Raw genomic sequence first — 15,640 nt, forward strand, 5'->3', positions numbered from 1 at the left:
AGGGAGAACATACGATGCCGTCGAAAGCGCCGCCGAAGTCAGCTGGCAAGACGTCCGCCGTGCGCTCACTCGAACATGAGCAGCATCACGAGGTGACTGCCGAAGAGGAACTCGAGGAAGGCCTCGAGGACACGTTTCCGGCCAGCGATCCGGTGTCGATCACCTCGACCGCCATCCCAGGCGCGCCGGCAAGACCCGGCAGGGCCAAGACGGCGCCGGGTCGCAAACCGCGCAAGAAATAACCGTTCGGCTACGCCAGGTTTGAACTCGGAGAAGCCCAGCTTGCGCTGAGAAAATGGGGGCGCTGAGGAAAAAACGGGCGGCCGGGATTATCCTGCCGCCCTTAAATTAGTCGTTGTGCTGTGGTCGAGCCCGATCAACTTAGAACGTGCTCGGCACGATCCATGGGTTGATCTCGATGCCGAGACGCGGGCTCTTGGCCTTGACGTCGGACTTTTCGACCGAGCCGGTCACGGCGCAATCGAGCTTGGCATTGGTCGTGGTGTCGACGCAGGTGGCGGCCTGCTTGGTCGAGTGTGTGTTGTTGGCGGCGAAAGCCGAGCCGGAGAGAGCCAGCACGGTGGCGAGGGCGAGAAGGGTCTTGTTCATGTCAGTCTCCATCGGTTAAATTTTTTTCGTACATGTACGATACAGCGTACACATACGTCCACCGAGATGGGTTTTCAAGTCGGAAAACGTACGCGTACGACAAATTTTTTTGAATGCCGAAAATTGCGTCGCACTGACACAGCCGAAGCTGTCAGGCCGGACGTTGAATTGGAGGGGCCGGGATGCTCAGCAGTCGACCGGGGTCTCGGTCAGCGGCGGCACATTCTGGGTGCTGAGCGTGGCGAGTGTGAAATCGCACATCCGCGTCACGAAAGCCTGTGGATCGCCGAAGGGGTAGAACGGGAACGTGATCAAAAGCGAGATGGTGCCGTGGCCGACTGCCCAAAGCATGGTGGCGATGGCGCGCGGATCGCCCTGCAGCTTGCCTGCAGCAACGCAGGCCTCGACCCTGGATATCAGCGCTTTCATCGCCGGGTTGGCCTCTTCCATGTCCTCATAGCTTCTGCCTTCCGGCAGCTTGGTCTTTTCGGTCATGAACACGGTGCGGTATTCGTTGGGATTGCCGAGCCCGAAGGCGGCATATTCGGTCATCACCGCACGCAAGGCCTCGATCGGATCGTCGGAAGGATGCTCCTCGATGCGGCGGGCAAGTGTTTCGAAGGCATCCTCGGCCAGCGCAAACAGGATGTCCTGCTTGTCGGCGAAGTAGGAATAGACCGACATCGGAGCATAGCCGACCCGCTTGGCCAACTTTCGGATGGTCAGGCCTTCATAGCCCTCTTCCTTGACGAGCTTGTGGGCTGCGTCGAGCAGTTCGGAACGCAGTTCGGCCTTTTGTTTCTCGCGGCGTTTCTGGACGCTCAGTGGCAAGATCCGGTGCCTTGGTTGGTTGTGCATGACTAAATATATACGCTGTACGGAAACGGGCAAGGGCGCTGTCAGGGACATCAAAAAGCGACCTCAAGCTTTCTCTCGAATAGTCGTGCCCGTTCTGGTCAATTTCGCCAGCATCTATGTCACAGCATGTGTAACCTGGGCGCACGCAGGCAACATCGGACTGTTACAAACAAAGCCTATTTGGCGGCTCTGCAAGAAATTTCGGTTTTGGGGGGCCTCTATGGCTGCGATAGAGCTTTCGTCCGGGCTGCCGGGCGCACATCCACTTTCTCATGGCGCAAGGCTGGCGCTCAGGCGGGTCGTGATAGTCGCATGGCTGGCGATCGCAATCGGCTTCGCCATGGAAGCGCTTATCTTGACTGCCGGATTTGCGGCAGGTTCGCACCCGGCCCCGACCCAGGTTCTGATAGACTTGGCGCAAGGCGTGACCTGGTCATTCTTCGTCTGCGCCGGCGTCAGCCTCGGCACGGCGATCACCAAGGTGCGAGCCTCGCTTGGCGGCCTGATCGCCATGATCTCGGGGCCGCTGGCCATGGGCATCGCCAAAGGTACGCAAAAGGTGATGGTGAGCGCGCTTGATGTATCGGCAAAGCCCGTGATCCTGTCGCTCACTACGCTCGGTATGTTGCGGGCGATCGAGTATGGTTTGCTGGGTTGGATGCTGGCTTCGCTGGCATCCAAGGAAGAACCTCGCTCGCTGCATTTCATGCTGGCGGGTGCCTTGGCCGGCGCGGTGTTCGGCGGCGGGATCACGGCGCTGACGATCGAGACTGCCGCAGCCAAGGACATTGCGCTGGCATTGCCGCAGGCTGTCGCCACCGGCCTCATTGAGATCGTGTTTCCGATCGGATGCTCGCTGGTCGTCTACATCGCCCTGCAAGTCAGCCGGCACATGAAGTTCATTTCCAGCGATGCGCGCTAGAGCAGGATGATTTCAGGTCGAATTGACCTGAAATCTGAATCCGGGTCTAATCAAATTGATAGAGCATGATGTCGTCCGAAAACCGCTTCACACTTTCGGCATCATGCTCTTTCTACAGACGGTGATCGGTTTGCGTCCTGTTTCCAGGCCGGTTGCCACCACCTCCGTATGGGCTTGCTCCCCGGTCGGGGAACGGAACTGATCCGATCTGTCATCAAATCGCGCCGACCACAATATCTCATTGTCGAGTCAGGTTCGGTCGATCAGCTTGGCGGCAAGGTGCGACAGCAGCTTCACCGCTTCGCCATAGGTCCTGGCCTTTTCGGGATTGGAGGCGTTGCCGTCCAGCGCCCGCTTGTAGACGCCCTGACAGATGGCCGCCAAGCGGAAGAAGGAGAAGGCGAGGAAGAAGCTCCAATTGTCGATGCCGGCCAGCCCGCGCCGACGGCAATACGCCGCGACATAGGCTTCCTCCAAGGGCAGGCCGAGGGCGGCGCGGTCGACGCCGCCAAGACCGCGAAAGCCCGAGGCGTGCGGCAAGCGCCATTGCATGCACTGGTAGGCGATGTCGGCAAAGGGGTGGCCAAGCGTCGACAGTTCCCAGTCGAGCACGGCCAGCACTTTCGGCTCATTGTGCGCGAAGATCATGTTGTCCAGCCGGTAGTCGCCATGCACGAGAGATTTTCGGCCGTCATCGGCCGGCATATGCGTCTCCAGCCACGCGATCAGCAGGTCCATGTCGGCGACCGTGCCGGTCTCCGAGGCGCGGTACTGGCTGGTCCAGCGTGCCAGCTGGCGTTCGAAGTAATTGCCGGGTTTGCCGAAATCGCCGAGCCCGACCGCCTCGACATCGACATCGTGCAGGGCCGCCAGCGTGGCGTTCATAGCATCGTAGAGGGCGGCGCGCTCATCGTTGCCAGCGGCCTCCGGCACTGCCGGATCCCAGAAGATGCGGCCGTCGAGAAAATCCATGACGTAGAACATGCGGCCGATCGGCATCGCCTCCGCCGACAGATGCAGAATCGCCGGCACCGGCACGGCGGTGCCGGCCAGCGCCTTCATGACCGTGAATTCGCGGTCGACCTGATGCGCCGATTTCAGCAACTGGCCCGGCGGCTTGGCGCGCAGGACATAGCGGCCGCTGGCCGCGGTCAGCAGATAGGTCGGGTTCGACTGGCCGGATTTGAATTTTTCGATGGAATGAAGCCCGGCAAAACCCGGGATGTGCGCCTCGAGATAGGGCGCTAGTGCCGTCTGGTCCAGCGCGTTGGCGTCGCCGCTCATGCGGTCTCCGGCTCACGCTCGATCAGCGTCAGCGTCAGCCAGCGCGCCGTCAGCGCCGGCTTCTTCGAGCCTTCGATCTCGATGGTCACGTCATGCGCCGTCTGCACCCAGCCCGACGGCCTGACCTTGACGTCGGCCAGCACGAAGCGGGTGCGGATGCGCGCGCCGGTCTTCACCGGCGCCAGGAAGCGCAGCGAATCGAAACCGTGGTTGACGCCCATCTTGCCCTTTTCCAGCGGCGGCATGGTCTCGAAGGTCATCGCCGAGAGCAGCGACAACGACAGGAAGCCATGCGCGATGGTGCCGCCGAACGGCGTCTCGTTTTTGGCCCGCTCGGGGTCGCAATGGATGAACTGGTGGTCGTCGGTGGCGTCGGCGAACTGGTCGATCATGGTCTGTGTGACCTCGCGCCATGGCGAGACGCCGACTTCCTTGCCGACGCTGGCCAGAAGCACATCGAGACTGATCGGTTCCACTGCGGTGTCCTCCCCTTGCCGCCGACCGCGGCTCATTCCTTGAACAATGTCAGCCCATGCTGCACCGACTGCCCGCCGTCGATCGGCAGGATGGCGCCGGTGACATAGGAACCGGCACGGCTGCACAAATAGAGCGTTGCGCCGCCGATGTCATCCGCCACGCCGATACGGCCGATGGGGACATGGCTGCCGACATGTTTGGCCTTTTCTTCGGTGCCGGTGGCAAAGGCGGTCATCCGGCTCTGGAAGGGGCCGGGGGCGAAGGCGTTGACGGTGATGCGCCGCGCCGCGAGTTCGATCGCCAGCGTGCGCGTCAGGTGGTGAACGGCGCCCTTGGACGCGGTATAGGAATAGGCGTCGTCGGCCAGCGGCTGCGTGCCCATCACCGAGCCCAGATTGATGACGCGGGCCGGATCGGCATCGCTCGCGGCGGCTTCCAGCAGCGGCAGCAATTCGCGCGTCAGATGGAAGACGGCGGTGACGTTGACGGCGAACACCTTGGCCCAGCCGCTATAGGGAAAATCCTCCAGGGAGGCACCCCAGGATATGCCGGCATTGTTGACCAGAATGTGCAGCTTCTCGGTGCGCGCCTTGACCTCGCCGACCAGCGCGGCAATGCCTGCTTCGCTCGAGATGTCACCGGCAAAGCCTTCGGCACTGCCGGAGCCGCCGAGCCCGTTCAACTCAGCGGCGACCTTGATGCAATCCTCGCCCTTGCGCGAAGCGATCATCACGGTGGCGCCGGCTTGGACCAAAGCGGTCGCCACCATGCGGCCGATGCCGGTCGCGGCTCCCGTCACGAGCGCGGTCTTGCCGACCACTGAGAACAGCTCGTCGAGATAGCTCATCGATCCTCCGTCTCTTCCTTGCCGCCCGGCAACAGTTCGCGTTGACAAGGCTATCCGAAGTACGGTCATCCTTGCCACGGATAAATGTCCGGGCAGCGTGAAGGGTTAGCGAGCGATGAGCGACATGAATCTCGGCATGACCGAGCGGCTGAAGCCGATCCACGCCCGTGTCGCCGCCATGGTGTGCGACGAGATCATGCCGCTCGATCATGAGTTTTTGAGCGAGGTCGGCAAGGGCGGCGACCGCTGGGTCTACACCGCGCGGCAGACCGAGATCCTCGAAGGGTTGAAGAAAACGGCCAAGGATCGCGGCCTGTGGAATTTCTGGCTGACCGGCTCCGAGCGCGGCTATGGGCTGTCAACCGTCGAATATGCCTATCTGGCCGAGGAGATGGGCAAGGCGCATCTCGGCGCGGAGACCTTCAATTGCTCGGCGCCCGACACCGGCAATATGGAGGTGCTGGAGCGCTATGGCTCGGAGGACCACAAGCAGGCATGGCTGGCGCCGCTGCTCGAGGGGAAAATCCGCTCGGCCTATCTGATGACGGAGCCGGATGTCGCCTCCTCCGACGCCACCAACATCGCCATGCGCTGCGAAAAGCAAGGCGGCGACTATGTACTCAACGGCGAGAAATGGTGGGCGTCGGGGGCCGGGGACCCGCGCTGCGCCATCTATGTCGTCATGGTTCGCACCGGCGAAGCCGAGACGCAGCACCGCCGCCATTCGATGATCCTGGTGCCGTCCGGTACCAAGGGCGTGACCAAGCTGCGGCCGATGCAGGTCTATGGCGATGACGCCGCGCCGCATGGCCACATGCATCTTCGCTTCGACAATGTGCGGGTGCCGGCCGGAAACCTGATCCTCGGCGAGGGCAGGGGGTTCGAGATCGCCCAGGGGCGGCTTGGCCCCGGCCGCATCCACCATTGCATGCGCGCCATCGGCCAGGCCGAAATGGCGCTGGAGCTGCTGTGCCAGCGCTCGGTGCGCCGCGAGGCCTTCGGCCAGCCATTGGCCAAGCTCGGCGCCAATTTCGACATCATCGCCGAGTGCCGCATGGAGATCGAGATGGCGCGGCTGCTCTGCCTCAAGGCGGCGTGGATGATCGACCAGGGCGATGCGCGCGCAGCCGCGCCCTGGATCAGCCAGATTAAGGTCATCGCACCGCGCGTCGCGCTCAAGGTCACCGACGAGGCAGTGCAGATGTTCGGCGCGCAAGGCATCAGCCAGGACACGCCGCTGGCACGCTCATGGACGCATCTGCGAACCCTGCGCCTCGCCGACGGGCCGGACGCCGTGCACCGCCGGCAGGTGGCGCGCACGGAGCTCAGGAAATACACGCAGGAAAGGGTCTGAGTGGATGAAAACCCTCATCGCCCGCGATTTCGCGCCGCTCGACCAGCTCGTCCATGCCGACAATCTGAAGGAGCTGGTCGGCTGGCATCTCGCCGGCAAGGTTCGGCCGGCCATCGAAGGCACTTATCCGCTGGCCGATGCCGCCGCCGTGGTGACGCGCGTGCTTGGCCGTGGCGCATCCGGCAAGCTCATCCTCAAACTGTAAGGAGCCCCGCCATGGCGATCCCCTCAGACATGAAAGCACTGCTGCTGACCGGCGACGGCTACACCAGGACGCCCTCCGGCAGTGCGCTGGAGGCGATGGAGCCGTATCTCAAGCTTGGCAGCATCGGCGTGCCGACGCCCGGACCGAGCCAGGTTCTGATCAAGGTCAGCCTCGCCTCGATCAACCCGTCCGACGTCATGTTCATCAAGGGCCAGTACGGTCAGCCGCGCGCCAAGGGCCAGCCGGCCGGCTTCGAGGGTGTCGGCACGGTCGTTGCCAGCGGCGACGAGCCCTATGCGAAAAGCCTGATCGGCAAGCGCATCGCCTTCACCACCGGCGTCACCAATTGGGGCGCGTGGGCGGACTATGCAGTTGCCGAAGCTGCCGGCTGCATTCCGCTGCTCGACACGGTCCGCGACGAGGATGGCGCGGCGATGATCGTCAACCCGCTCACGGCGCTCGCCATGTTCGACATCGTCAAGGAGACGGGCGAAAAAGCCTTCATCATGACCGCCGGCGCCAGCCAGCTTTGCAAGCTGCTCGCGGGTCTCGCCAAGGAGGCTGGGTTCCGGCCGATCGTCACCGTGCGCCGCGACGAGCAGATTCCGCTGTTGAAGGAGATCGGGGCGGCCCATGTGCTCAACGAGAAGGCGCCGGATTTCAAGGCAGCACTACGCGATGTGGTCAAGGCCGAGCAGCCGCGCATCTTCCTCGATGCCGTGACCGGGCCGCTGGCCTCGGCGATCTTCGACGCCATGCCGAAGCGCTCGCGCTGGATCATCTATGGACGGCTCGATCCGGACACCACTGTCATCCGTGAGCCCGGCCAGATGATCTTCCAACACAAGCACATTGAAGGCTTCTGGCTGGTCGAATGGATGCGCCAGTTCCGCGACAAGCGCGGCCCGGCGATCATGGAAGCACAGAAGCGCTTTTCGGATGGGCGCTGGTCAACCGACGTGACGGCGGTGCTACCGCTGGATGAGGCGATGGCGAAGGCCCCGGCGGAGCTGGCCAAGCCGAACGGGAAGGTGTTTATTAGGCCGTGACTTTCTACCCTCCCCCTTGTGGGGAGGGTCGACGAAAGAGCAATTTTGCTCGTTCGTCGGGGTGGGGGTCTTGGCTCCACCTCTGTTATTCGCGGGAGCGCTGGACCGACGTTAGTTGGCGCTGCACCCCACCCCGGACCTGCGGTCCGACCCTCCCCACAAGGGGGAGGGTAAGCGGAGCTACTCCGCCGGCTCGACATTGGCGTACGCCGCTTCCTCAAGCTCCCGCTTCAGCCTCGCTTCCTCATCCGCCTTCGGCGTGACGAAGCGGCCGAGCAGGAGGTAGGCGACCGGGGTCAGGAACAGCGTCGAGACGGTGGCGAGACCCAGCCCGCCGACGATGACCCAGCCGAGCGCGATGCGCGCTTCGGCACCGGCGCCGGCGGCCAGCACCAGCGGGACCCCGCCGAGGATGGTGCAGATCATCGTCATCATCACCGGCCGCAGGCGGATGATCGAGGCCTGCTCGATCGCCTCGCGCACGCCGAGGCCGCGGTCGCGCAGCTGGTTGGCGAATTCGACGATGAGGATGCCGTTCTTGGCCATGACGCCGACCAGAAGCACGAGGCCAATCTGGCTGTAGGCATTGAGGCTGGTGCCTGACAAAAGCAGCGCAAAGATTGCGCAGGCAAGGCCGAGGGGGACCGTCGCCATGATGATGACGGCGCTGACGAAGCTTTCGAACTGGGCGGCGAGCACCAGGAGGATGATGACCAGCGCGAAGCCGAAAATGGTGATCATGGCGCTGTTGGTCTCGCCGAGCGTCGCGGCTTCGGCCAGCGGCAGGACGCGGCTGCTCGGCGGCAGCAGCGGGGCGGCGATCTGCTCGGCAACGCCGAGCGCGTCACCCAGTGCGAAATTGCCGTTCAGGTTCGAGGTGATCGCCACCGAAGGCTGCTGCTGTTCGCGGGTCAGCGACGGCGGCACGGCGCGCTCGGTCAGCGTGGCGATGGTCGACATTGGCACGAAGCGGCCGTCGGCGGTCTTCAGGAAGATGTTTTCCAGATCGGTCGGATCATTGATCGGGTTGGTGGTCGAGACCAGCTTCACGCCATAGCTGCGGTCGGCGATGTAGACATCGACGACATCGTTGCCGTCGAGCATCGCCTGCAAGGTGTTGGCGAGACCCGATATGTCGATGCCGAGATCGGAGGCGCGCTCGCGGTCGATCGCCACCGCCAGCTGCGGCTGCGTCGGGTCGATGGAAAGCCGCGGCGTCTGGAAGCGCGGATCGGCCTGCATCCGGGCGATGATCTTCACCGCCGCGTCGCCGAGCGCCTTGCGGTCGTTGCCGACCAGCGCGAATTGCAGGCCGTTGCCGGCGCCGCGAATGCCGAGGCTATTGGCCTGCACCGGGAAGATGCGCACGGATGGCACCTGCCGGGTCAGCTGGCTTATCTGCGCCATGATCTCCTGCTGGCTGCGCGTGCGCTCGTCCCACGGCGCCAGCGTCATCACCATGAAGCCGGAATTGTAGGCGCCGTTCTGGCCGGCGTTTTCGAAGGTCGAGACGATCTCGCCGGAATCGCGAAGCGGCTGGATCAGTCGCTCGATCTTCTGCATCTGCTGCGTGGTGTAATCGAGGCTGACGCCTTGCGGCGCGTTGATGCGCAACAGCACGACGGCGCGGTCCTCGCTCGGCGTCAGTTCCTGGCGGATGGTGCCGAACAGGCTGAAGGCGACGCCCGCAAACAGCACCGCAACCAGCAGCACGATCCACGGCGCGCGGAGGCAGGCATGCAGGGCGCGCTTGTAGGCCGCGTTCAGCGCGCCACCGACGCGCGCGCCAATGCCGTGACCGCCTTCATGGTGGAGCGATGCGCCGGTCAACATGCGCGAGGCCAGCATCGGGCACAGCGTCAGCGCCACCACGCAGGAGAGCAGCACCGACATGGCGAGGACGAAGCCGAATTCCCGAAACAGGCCGCCGGTCTGTCCCGGCAGGAAGGAGATTGGCACGAAAACGGCAACGAGCGTCAGCGTCGTGGCGATGACGGCGAAGAACACTTCGTGGGCGCCGAGCACGGCGGCGGCACGAGGCCCCATGCCTTCGTTGCGCCGTCGCACGATGTTTTCCAGAACGACGATGGCGTCGTCGACGACAAGGCCGGTCGCCAGCACCAGCGCCAGAAGCGTCAGGATGTTGATGGAGAAGCCGGCGAGATAGATGGCGGCGATGGTGCCAATCATGGCGACCGGCATTGACAGACCAGGGATCAGCGTCGCGCGCCAGTCGAGCAGGAAGATGTAGATGACGATCAGCACCATGGAGATCGACAGGCCGAGCGCGATCTCGACCTCGTGCACGGCGCCGTTGACGAAGACTGCGTCGTCGCTGGTGATCTTGATCGACATGCCCTTGGGCAGGTTTTCCTGCAGCTTGGCGACGGCTGCCTTCACTCCGGTGGAAATATCCAGCGTGTTCGATTCCGCCTGGCGGATGATGCCAAGGCCAATGCCGGTCTTGCCGTCGGAGCGCAACGAGGTCTGGCCGATGTCGGGACCGAGCGTGACGGTGGCGACGTCGCGGATGCGCGTCGTGCCGCCGATGATGATGTTTTCGAATTCTTCCGGCGTCGTCACATCGGCCGTGGTGCGGACGATGAGATCCTGGTTGGTGGTGGTGATCGAACCGGCTGGTGAATCGAAAGCGACCGAGGCAAGCGCTGCCCTCAGATCGGCGACAGTGAAGCCGAGGCTGGCGAGCTTGTTCTGGTCGACATCGATGCGGAAGATCTTGTCGCGGTCGCCATAGACCTGAACGTCGGCGACGCCGGGCACGGCAGCCAGTTCGTCCTCGATCTGGTCCTGGACAATCACCGTCATGTCCTGCACCGACATGGTGTCGGAGGTGACGGCCAGTCGCATCACGGCATCGGAATTGGCATCGGCCTTGACGATGCGCGGCGGATCGGCGGTGTCCGGTATCATGTTGGCGACACGGCCGACCGCGTCGCGCACGTCGGAAGCGGCGACGTTCAAATCGACGCCGTCGTTGAACTCGATGGTGACGCGGCTCTGGCCGAAGGACGAGGTCGACGAGATCGACTTGACGCCGGATACGCGCGCGACCGCACCCTCGATGGTGTCGGTCAGTTCACGGTCGACGGTTTCGGCGGCGGCACCCTCGAAAGCCGTCGACACGGTGACCACGGCGCGGTCGACATCGGGGAGTTCGCGGATTTCGACGCCGTAGAAAGCGGCAAGGCCGGCCACTGCGATCAGCGTGTTCAGCACGAAGGCCATGACCGGCCTGCGGATGAAGAGAGCGGTAAAGCCGGTTTCGTTGGCGGTGCTGACAGGCGCGGTCATGAGCCTTCGGCCGCGTCCGCGGCCCGCTGATCCTGGCCGGCGATGCGGACCGCGCCGCCTTCGCTGACGCTCTGGGTGCCCTCGGTCACAACCATGTCGCCATCCTCGATCTCGGCGTCGATCAGCACCGTCTCGGTGTTGCGCTGGATGATGCGCACGGGAACGCGCCTGGCCTTGCCGTCCTCGATCTGCCAGACATAGGCGCCGTCGGAACCCCACAGGATTGCCAGCGGGCTGACGGCCGGATAGGTGTCGCCGGGGAAGCGCATGGTGATGCCGAACGACATGCCGGCGCGCAGCGAATCCGCCGGATTGGCGATTGCAGCCTTGACCAGCAGGGTGCGGCTCTTTTCGTCGATGTGGTTGTCGATGGCCGACACAGTGCCGGTATAGGCCTTGCTCGGATTGGCGATCGGCGTCGCCGACAGTTGCGCGCCGACCTTGACGGCGGCGGCGAAGCGCTCGGGCACCAGGAAATCGACCAGGATGGAGGAGCGGTCGTCAAGCGTGGCGATCGCCGACTGGCTGGTGACGTAATTGCCGGCCGATATCGGCAGGATGCCGACCGTGCCGGCGATAGGGGCGACCATCGAACGACGCTGCAAGGCGNTGCAAGGCGAGTTCGGCATCCTGCAGCGCCAGTTTGGCGCCGGCCAGCACCACTTGGGCATCGGCGACGGCGACCGGGGTCGCGGCGTTGGAGGCCCTCAATGATTTCACCCGCTCGAGCTTGTCCTGGGCATCCTGCAAGGCAAGCTTGGCACGATCTTGCGAGATCACCTCGGTCTCGGAATCGAGAACAGCGATGATCTGCCCCTTGTCGACGCGGGTGCCGGATTGGACGAGAAATTCAACGAGGCGCCCAGAGCTGTATGGGTTGACCGTCACCGAGGCGTTGGCGCGGCCGGTGCCGATCGCCTGCAGGCGATCGTTGATGGTGGCGGTGGTCGCCGGCAAGGCGACGACATTTGCCGGGCGGCCGGCAGCGTTGCGGCCGCCTGCCTGTTTTGTCGTGTCGACCGCACCGGTTGTGGCGGGCGCCGAAGGATAGGTCCAGTCGATGCCCCAGCGTGCTAGAACCTCCGGCGCGCCCGGGAAGAATCGCGCCCAGGCGAGGACAGCCGCGACCAGGATCACAAGCGCAAAAACGATCTGTTTCCAGGCGACCATCGACACTCCGGTTGGCAAAACGTCTACCGGTTTCGCCAAGCAAAAAAACGCGCAGCGACGCACCCAGTATGTGCGAAGCCGCCACAATATCATGGCTTTATGGCAATTCTGCCGCTTCCATGCACATTAAATCTGCGTAATTTTGCGCACCTGCGGCGGGGATTGAGCGTGTCAGCGCAGGCTTTCGAGGTCGCGGATGCGCCTGGCGCTGTCGGCCTCGAGCTGCCTGGTGACGGCGCCGATCAGCGTCTCGGCGACAACGAACAGAGCGGCCGAAGAGTCCCACGCCGAAGGCACGGCGGTGCGTCCGGCAATGACATGGCGGGCGAAGCGGGCGATCGGCGATAGCCACTGGTCGGTGAACAGCACGATCTGAACGCCGCGCTGATGCGCGGTCTGGGCAAAGCGGACCAGACTGTCCTGATAGCGCCTGATGTCGAAGATCACCAGCACGTCGCGCTTGCCCATGTCGATCAGCCGGTCGCGCCAGATGCTCTCCTGGCCGGCAAGGTGATAGACATCGGGCTGGATGATGGCGAGATGGGCGGCCATGTAGCGTGCCAACGGATCGGTGAAGCGGCCGCCGATCAGGAATGTCTTGCCGCGCCGTTCGGCGAGCCTTTCGGCGATGTCGGCAAGCTGTCTGTCGGAGAGATGCCTGAAGGTCTCGCGCATATTGTCCAGCGTCGCCTCCAGCATTGGCGATACTGCACCGCTTGGGGAGGCCGGGTTGAGCGTGCGCGATGCCGGCGATTGCAATTGCGCCGCCAGTTCGTCCTGCAGCGCCGACTGGAATTCGGGATAGTTCTGGAACCCCAGCCTGGAGACAAAGCGCAGGATGGTCGGCGACGATACGCCGGCGGCGGTCGAGAACTCGGCGACCGTCTTCAGCCCGATCAGCGGATAGTTCGCAATCAGTGTCTGCGCGGCGCGGCGCTCGCCGGCCGGCATCGTGCCGATGCGGTCCGAAATCAGTTCGGCAATGCTGGAAATCATCGTTTTCCCCACCCCTGAGCCCGTCCAGACCGCTTCCCCGAAATCGCATTTGACAAAGCCGGACAAACTGTATGAAATCATCCACAGGGACGCAATGAGGCAAAATACGTAACATAAGATACAGCGCTCCCCAGGGGACGGCAGACTATGGAGAGAGCACGGCCCGCCAGCCTTGCATCGTCTGATACCGTAGGGGTGACGAACCCCGGCGGGTCCAGCCCTTTCGTGCTGACCTGCGACCACGCTTCCAACTTCCTGCCGTCCGAATTCGGCACGCTTGGCCTGCCGGCCGAGGACCTCTCCCGCCACATCGCCTGGGACCCCGGCGCGCTGCCGGTGGCGCGCCGCATCGCGACCGCCCTCGATGCGACGCTCATCGAAACCCGCATCTCGCGCCTGATAATCGACTGCAACCGTCCGCTCGACGCACCGGACCTGGTGCCGCCGGTCAGCGAGACGACGGCCATTCCGGGCAATGCCGGCCTGTCGGACAGTGAGCGCGCCGAGCGCATCGCTTTGTCGTGGCGGCCGTTCCACGACACGATCGCATCGATCATCGACGACCGGCAGGCGCGTGGGCAGGAGACCCGGCTGGTGTCGGTGCATTCCTTCACCCCGGTCTACAAGGGCAAGAACCGGCCCTGGCATATCGGCATCATCCACGATGACGACCGCCGGCTGGCGTCGCCGCTCATAGCGGCGCTGCAGCGGCTCTCCGGCGTCACTGTCGGCATCAACGAGCCCTATTCGCCGGCCGACCGCGTCTATTTCACTTTGGAGCGCCATGCACGCTCGCGCGGCCTTGCCTGCGCAATGATCGAAATCCGCAACGACGAGATCTCCGGCGAGACCGGGCAGCGGAAATGGGCGGATCTGCTCACAGGCATTTTTTCTGACCTGGAACCCGAGGAGGCCAAGGGTTCCCGGCGACACGCAGTGGGAAAGTCAGTTCAATCGGCCAGCTAGAAAAACAGGGGACGAAAATGGCAGGACCGGACAAATCAGACGCTGAAAGATCGGAGGATGTAAAAACCCTCCATAGCATGGGCTATGCCCAGGAGTTGGCTCGCCGCATGAGCGGCTTCTCGAACTTCGCTATTTCCTTTTCGATCATTTGCATTCTGGCGGGCGGCATCACGTCCTTCCCGCTGGCCATGGCGACCGGCAGCGGCTTCGAGGCGACTGTCGGCTGGGTCATCGGCGGCGTCTTTGCACTTGTCGTTGCCGCGTCCCTTGGCCAGATCGGCTCGGCCTACCCAACGGCCGGCGGTCTCTACCACTGGTCGTCAATTCTCGGCGGGCGCGGCTGGGGCTGGGCCACGGCCTGGATCAACCTGCTCGGCCTGGTCTTCGTCGTCGCCTCGGTCAATGTCGGCGTTTATGCGCTGTTCAAGGACCTTGTCTGGTCCGGCGTGTTCGGTCACGACGTATCCGCGTGGGGCTATCAGGAGCAGGTGATCGGCGTTGTGATCATCACGGTCGCGCAGGCGCTGATCAACCATTTCGGTATCAGGCTCACCACCATGCTGACGGATTTCTCGGGCTACCTCATTCTGGTCGTCGCCGTCGTGTTGACCGCGATGTTCCTGATCTGGGGCGCAAGCTGGGATTTCTCGCGGCTCACCACCTTCGTCAACAACACCGGTGATCCAGGCGCAGGCTACGTTCCGACCGCACGGACGGCACTCGTCGCCTTCCTGATCGGCCTGCTCTACCCACTCTACACCATCACTGGCTTCGACGCTTCGGCCCACACGTCCGAAGAGACCCACAATGCCCGCGTGGCGGTGCCGCGCGGCATGATCCATTCGGTCCTGTGGTCGCTGGTGTTCGGCTTCGTCATGGCCGTTTCGTTCGTACTGGCCAGCCCCGATCTGGCAGCGACGGCCAAGGATGGCGCCAATGCCTGGTTCAATCTCTTCAACAACCTGCCGGCACCATTCCTGCTGAAGAGCATCATTGCCATCGCGATCGTGCTGGCGAACTTCATCTGCGCTCTTGCCGGACTGACGTCGACCTCGCGCATGATCTTTGCCTTCGCGCGTGACGGCGGCCTGCCCGGTTCGTCGGTGTGGAAAACCGTCAGCCCGACATGGCGCACGCCGGTGGCGGCGATCTGGCTCGGAGCGGTGCTCGCGGTCGCAGCGACATTGTACTCGCCGGCTTTTGCCGCACTGGCGGCCGGCTGTGCATTGTTCCTCTACGTGTCCTACGCCATGCCCGTGGCCGCCGGCCTGCTTGCCGAGGGCAAGAGCTGGACCGAATTCGGCCCGTTCCGCCTCGGCATCTGGTCCAAGCCGTTCGCCGTCATCACGGTGCTTGGCGTTCTGGTGCTGATGTATGCCGGCATCCAGCCGCCCTTCGACATCCTGATCAACTATGCCATCGGCCTGATCGTTCTGCTCGTGGTGCTGTGGTTCGGCATCGAATCGCGCCGCTTCAAGGGCCCGCCGATCGGCGCCGACATTGCTCGCCGCGCTTCCGAGATCGCGGCCGCGGAAGCAGCCGTCGGCCAGACGGCAGGCTAACAGCAAAGACTAGATGCTCCGGCCGGTGC

Annotated in this window: 14 protein-coding genes and 1 pseudogene; 7 read left to right on the top strand and 8 right to left on the bottom strand. The window is 63.8% G+C overall.

Going from position 1 to position 15,640, the window contains the following annotated elements; all coding sequences use genetic code 11:
- Positions 1-14 precede the first annotated feature (14 nt).
- Entirely contained in the window at positions 15-242 is a 228-nt protein-coding gene (locus tag X733_RS164790) for a hypothetical protein (RefSeq protein WP_023817243.1), read from the top strand.
- Between the two features lie 139 nt (positions 243-381).
- Here the strand turns inward: X733_RS164790 and X733_RS164785 are convergent, their stop codons facing one another.
- Both X733_RS164785 and X733_RS164780 read right to left on the bottom strand, forming a co-directional pair.
- Complete coding sequence (locus X733_RS164785; protein WP_023686456.1) at positions 382-609, bottom strand: hypothetical protein; 228 nt, start codon at positions 607-609, stop codon at positions 382-384.
- 186 nt (positions 610-795) lie between these two features.
- On the bottom strand, positions 796-1,440 hold the full coding sequence (locus tag X733_RS164780) for a TetR/AcrR family transcriptional regulator (RefSeq protein ID WP_023671149.1): 645 nt from the start codon (positions 1,438-1,440) through the stop codon (positions 796-798).
- 112 nt (positions 1,441-1,552) lie between these two features.
- Between X733_RS164780 and X733_RS164775 the strand changes: the two genes are divergently transcribed.
- The gene (locus X733_RS164775; protein WP_155924123.1) at positions 1,553-2,389 is read left to right on the top strand and encodes a hypothetical protein; all 837 of its coding nucleotides are present in this window, start codon (positions 1,553-1,555) and stop codon (positions 2,387-2,389) included.
- A 249-nt stretch (positions 2,390-2,638) separates the two neighbouring features.
- On the opposite strand, the gene X733_RS164770 is transcribed toward X733_RS164775, so the two are convergent.
- The 3 genes from X733_RS164770 to X733_RS164760 are packed head-to-tail and all read right to left on the bottom strand — an operon-like array spanning position 2,639 to position 4,997.
- Complete coding sequence (locus X733_RS164770) at positions 2,639-3,673, bottom strand: phosphotransferase (protein WP_023817244.1); 1,035 nt, start codon at positions 3,671-3,673, stop codon at positions 2,639-2,641.
- Positions 3,670-4,185, bottom strand: a complete 516-nt coding sequence (locus tag X733_RS164765) for a MaoC family dehydratase (RefSeq protein ID WP_280790513.1) — start codon at positions 4,183-4,185, stop codon at positions 3,670-3,672. The genes X733_RS164770 and X733_RS164765 overlap by 4 nt, the downstream gene beginning before the upstream one ends.
- Positions 4,182-4,997: an SDR family oxidoreductase gene (locus X733_RS164760; RefSeq protein ID WP_023817245.1), complete on the bottom strand. Its 816-nt coding sequence runs from the start codon at positions 4,995-4,997 to the stop codon at positions 4,182-4,184. The genes X733_RS164765 and X733_RS164760 overlap by 4 nt, the downstream gene beginning before the upstream one ends.
- Before the next feature lie 115 nt (positions 4,998-5,112).
- Between X733_RS164760 and X733_RS164755 the strand changes: the two genes are divergently transcribed.
- Genes X733_RS164755 through X733_RS164745 form a run of 3 tightly spaced genes read left to right on the top strand, consistent with a single transcriptional unit; the run spans position 5,113 to position 7,605 of the window.
- Complete coding sequence (locus tag X733_RS164755; protein WP_023817246.1) at positions 5,113-6,351, top strand: acyl-CoA dehydrogenase family protein; 1,239 nt, start codon at positions 5,113-5,115, stop codon at positions 6,349-6,351.
- On the top strand, positions 6,254-6,556 hold the full coding sequence (locus X733_RS1000000170075) for a zinc-binding dehydrogenase (RefSeq protein WP_081730910.1): 303 nt from the start codon (positions 6,254-6,256) through the stop codon (positions 6,554-6,556). Before X733_RS164755 ends, X733_RS1000000170075 begins: the two co-directional genes overlap by 98 nt.
- An 11-nt stretch (positions 6,557-6,567) precedes the next feature.
- A complete protein-coding gene (locus X733_RS164745; RefSeq protein WP_023817247.1) occupies positions 6,568-7,605 on the top strand; it encodes a zinc-binding dehydrogenase in 1,038 nt (345 codons plus the stop codon).
- A 180-nt stretch (positions 7,606-7,785) separates the two neighbouring features.
- Here X733_RS164745 and X733_RS164740 read toward each other — a convergent pair whose 3' ends face one another.
- The 3 genes and pseudogenes from X733_RS164740 to X733_RS164735 form a co-directional block, all read right to left on the bottom strand.
- A complete protein-coding gene (locus X733_RS164740; RefSeq protein ID WP_023817248.1) occupies positions 7,786-10,917 on the bottom strand; it encodes an efflux RND transporter permease subunit in 3,132 nt (1,043 codons plus the stop codon).
- Positions 10,914-12,087: pseudogene (locus X733_RS01000000165700) on the bottom strand (efflux RND transporter periplasmic adaptor subunit). Before X733_RS01000000165700 ends, X733_RS164740 begins: the two are co-directional and overlap by 4 nt.
- Before the next feature lie 171 nt (positions 12,088-12,258).
- On the bottom strand, positions 12,259-13,083 hold the full coding sequence (locus X733_RS164735; protein ID WP_023817249.1) for a MurR/RpiR family transcriptional regulator: 825 nt from the start codon (positions 13,081-13,083) through the stop codon (positions 12,259-12,261).
- A gap of 147 nt (positions 13,084-13,230) precedes the next feature.
- Between X733_RS164735 and X733_RS164730 the strand changes: the two genes are divergently transcribed.
- Positions 13,231-14,049 carry an N-formylglutamate amidohydrolase gene (locus X733_RS164730; RefSeq protein ID WP_023817250.1) on the top strand — a complete coding sequence of 273 codons (819 nt, stop codon included), beginning with the start codon at positions 13,231-13,233 and terminating at the stop codon, positions 14,047-14,049.
- A 17-nt stretch (positions 14,050-14,066) separates the two neighbouring features.
- Positions 14,067-15,611 (top strand): amino acid permease, encoded by a 1,545-nt coding sequence (locus tag X733_RS164725; protein WP_023686444.1) that lies wholly within the window; start codon positions 14,067-14,069, stop codon positions 15,609-15,611.
- Positions 15,612-15,640: the final 29 nt, after the last annotated feature.

It is taken from the genome of Mesorhizobium sp. L2C066B000, from assembly GCF_000502335.1.
In the GTDB taxonomy this organism is placed as follows: domain Bacteria; phylum Pseudomonadota; class Alphaproteobacteria; order Rhizobiales; family Rhizobiaceae; genus Mesorhizobium.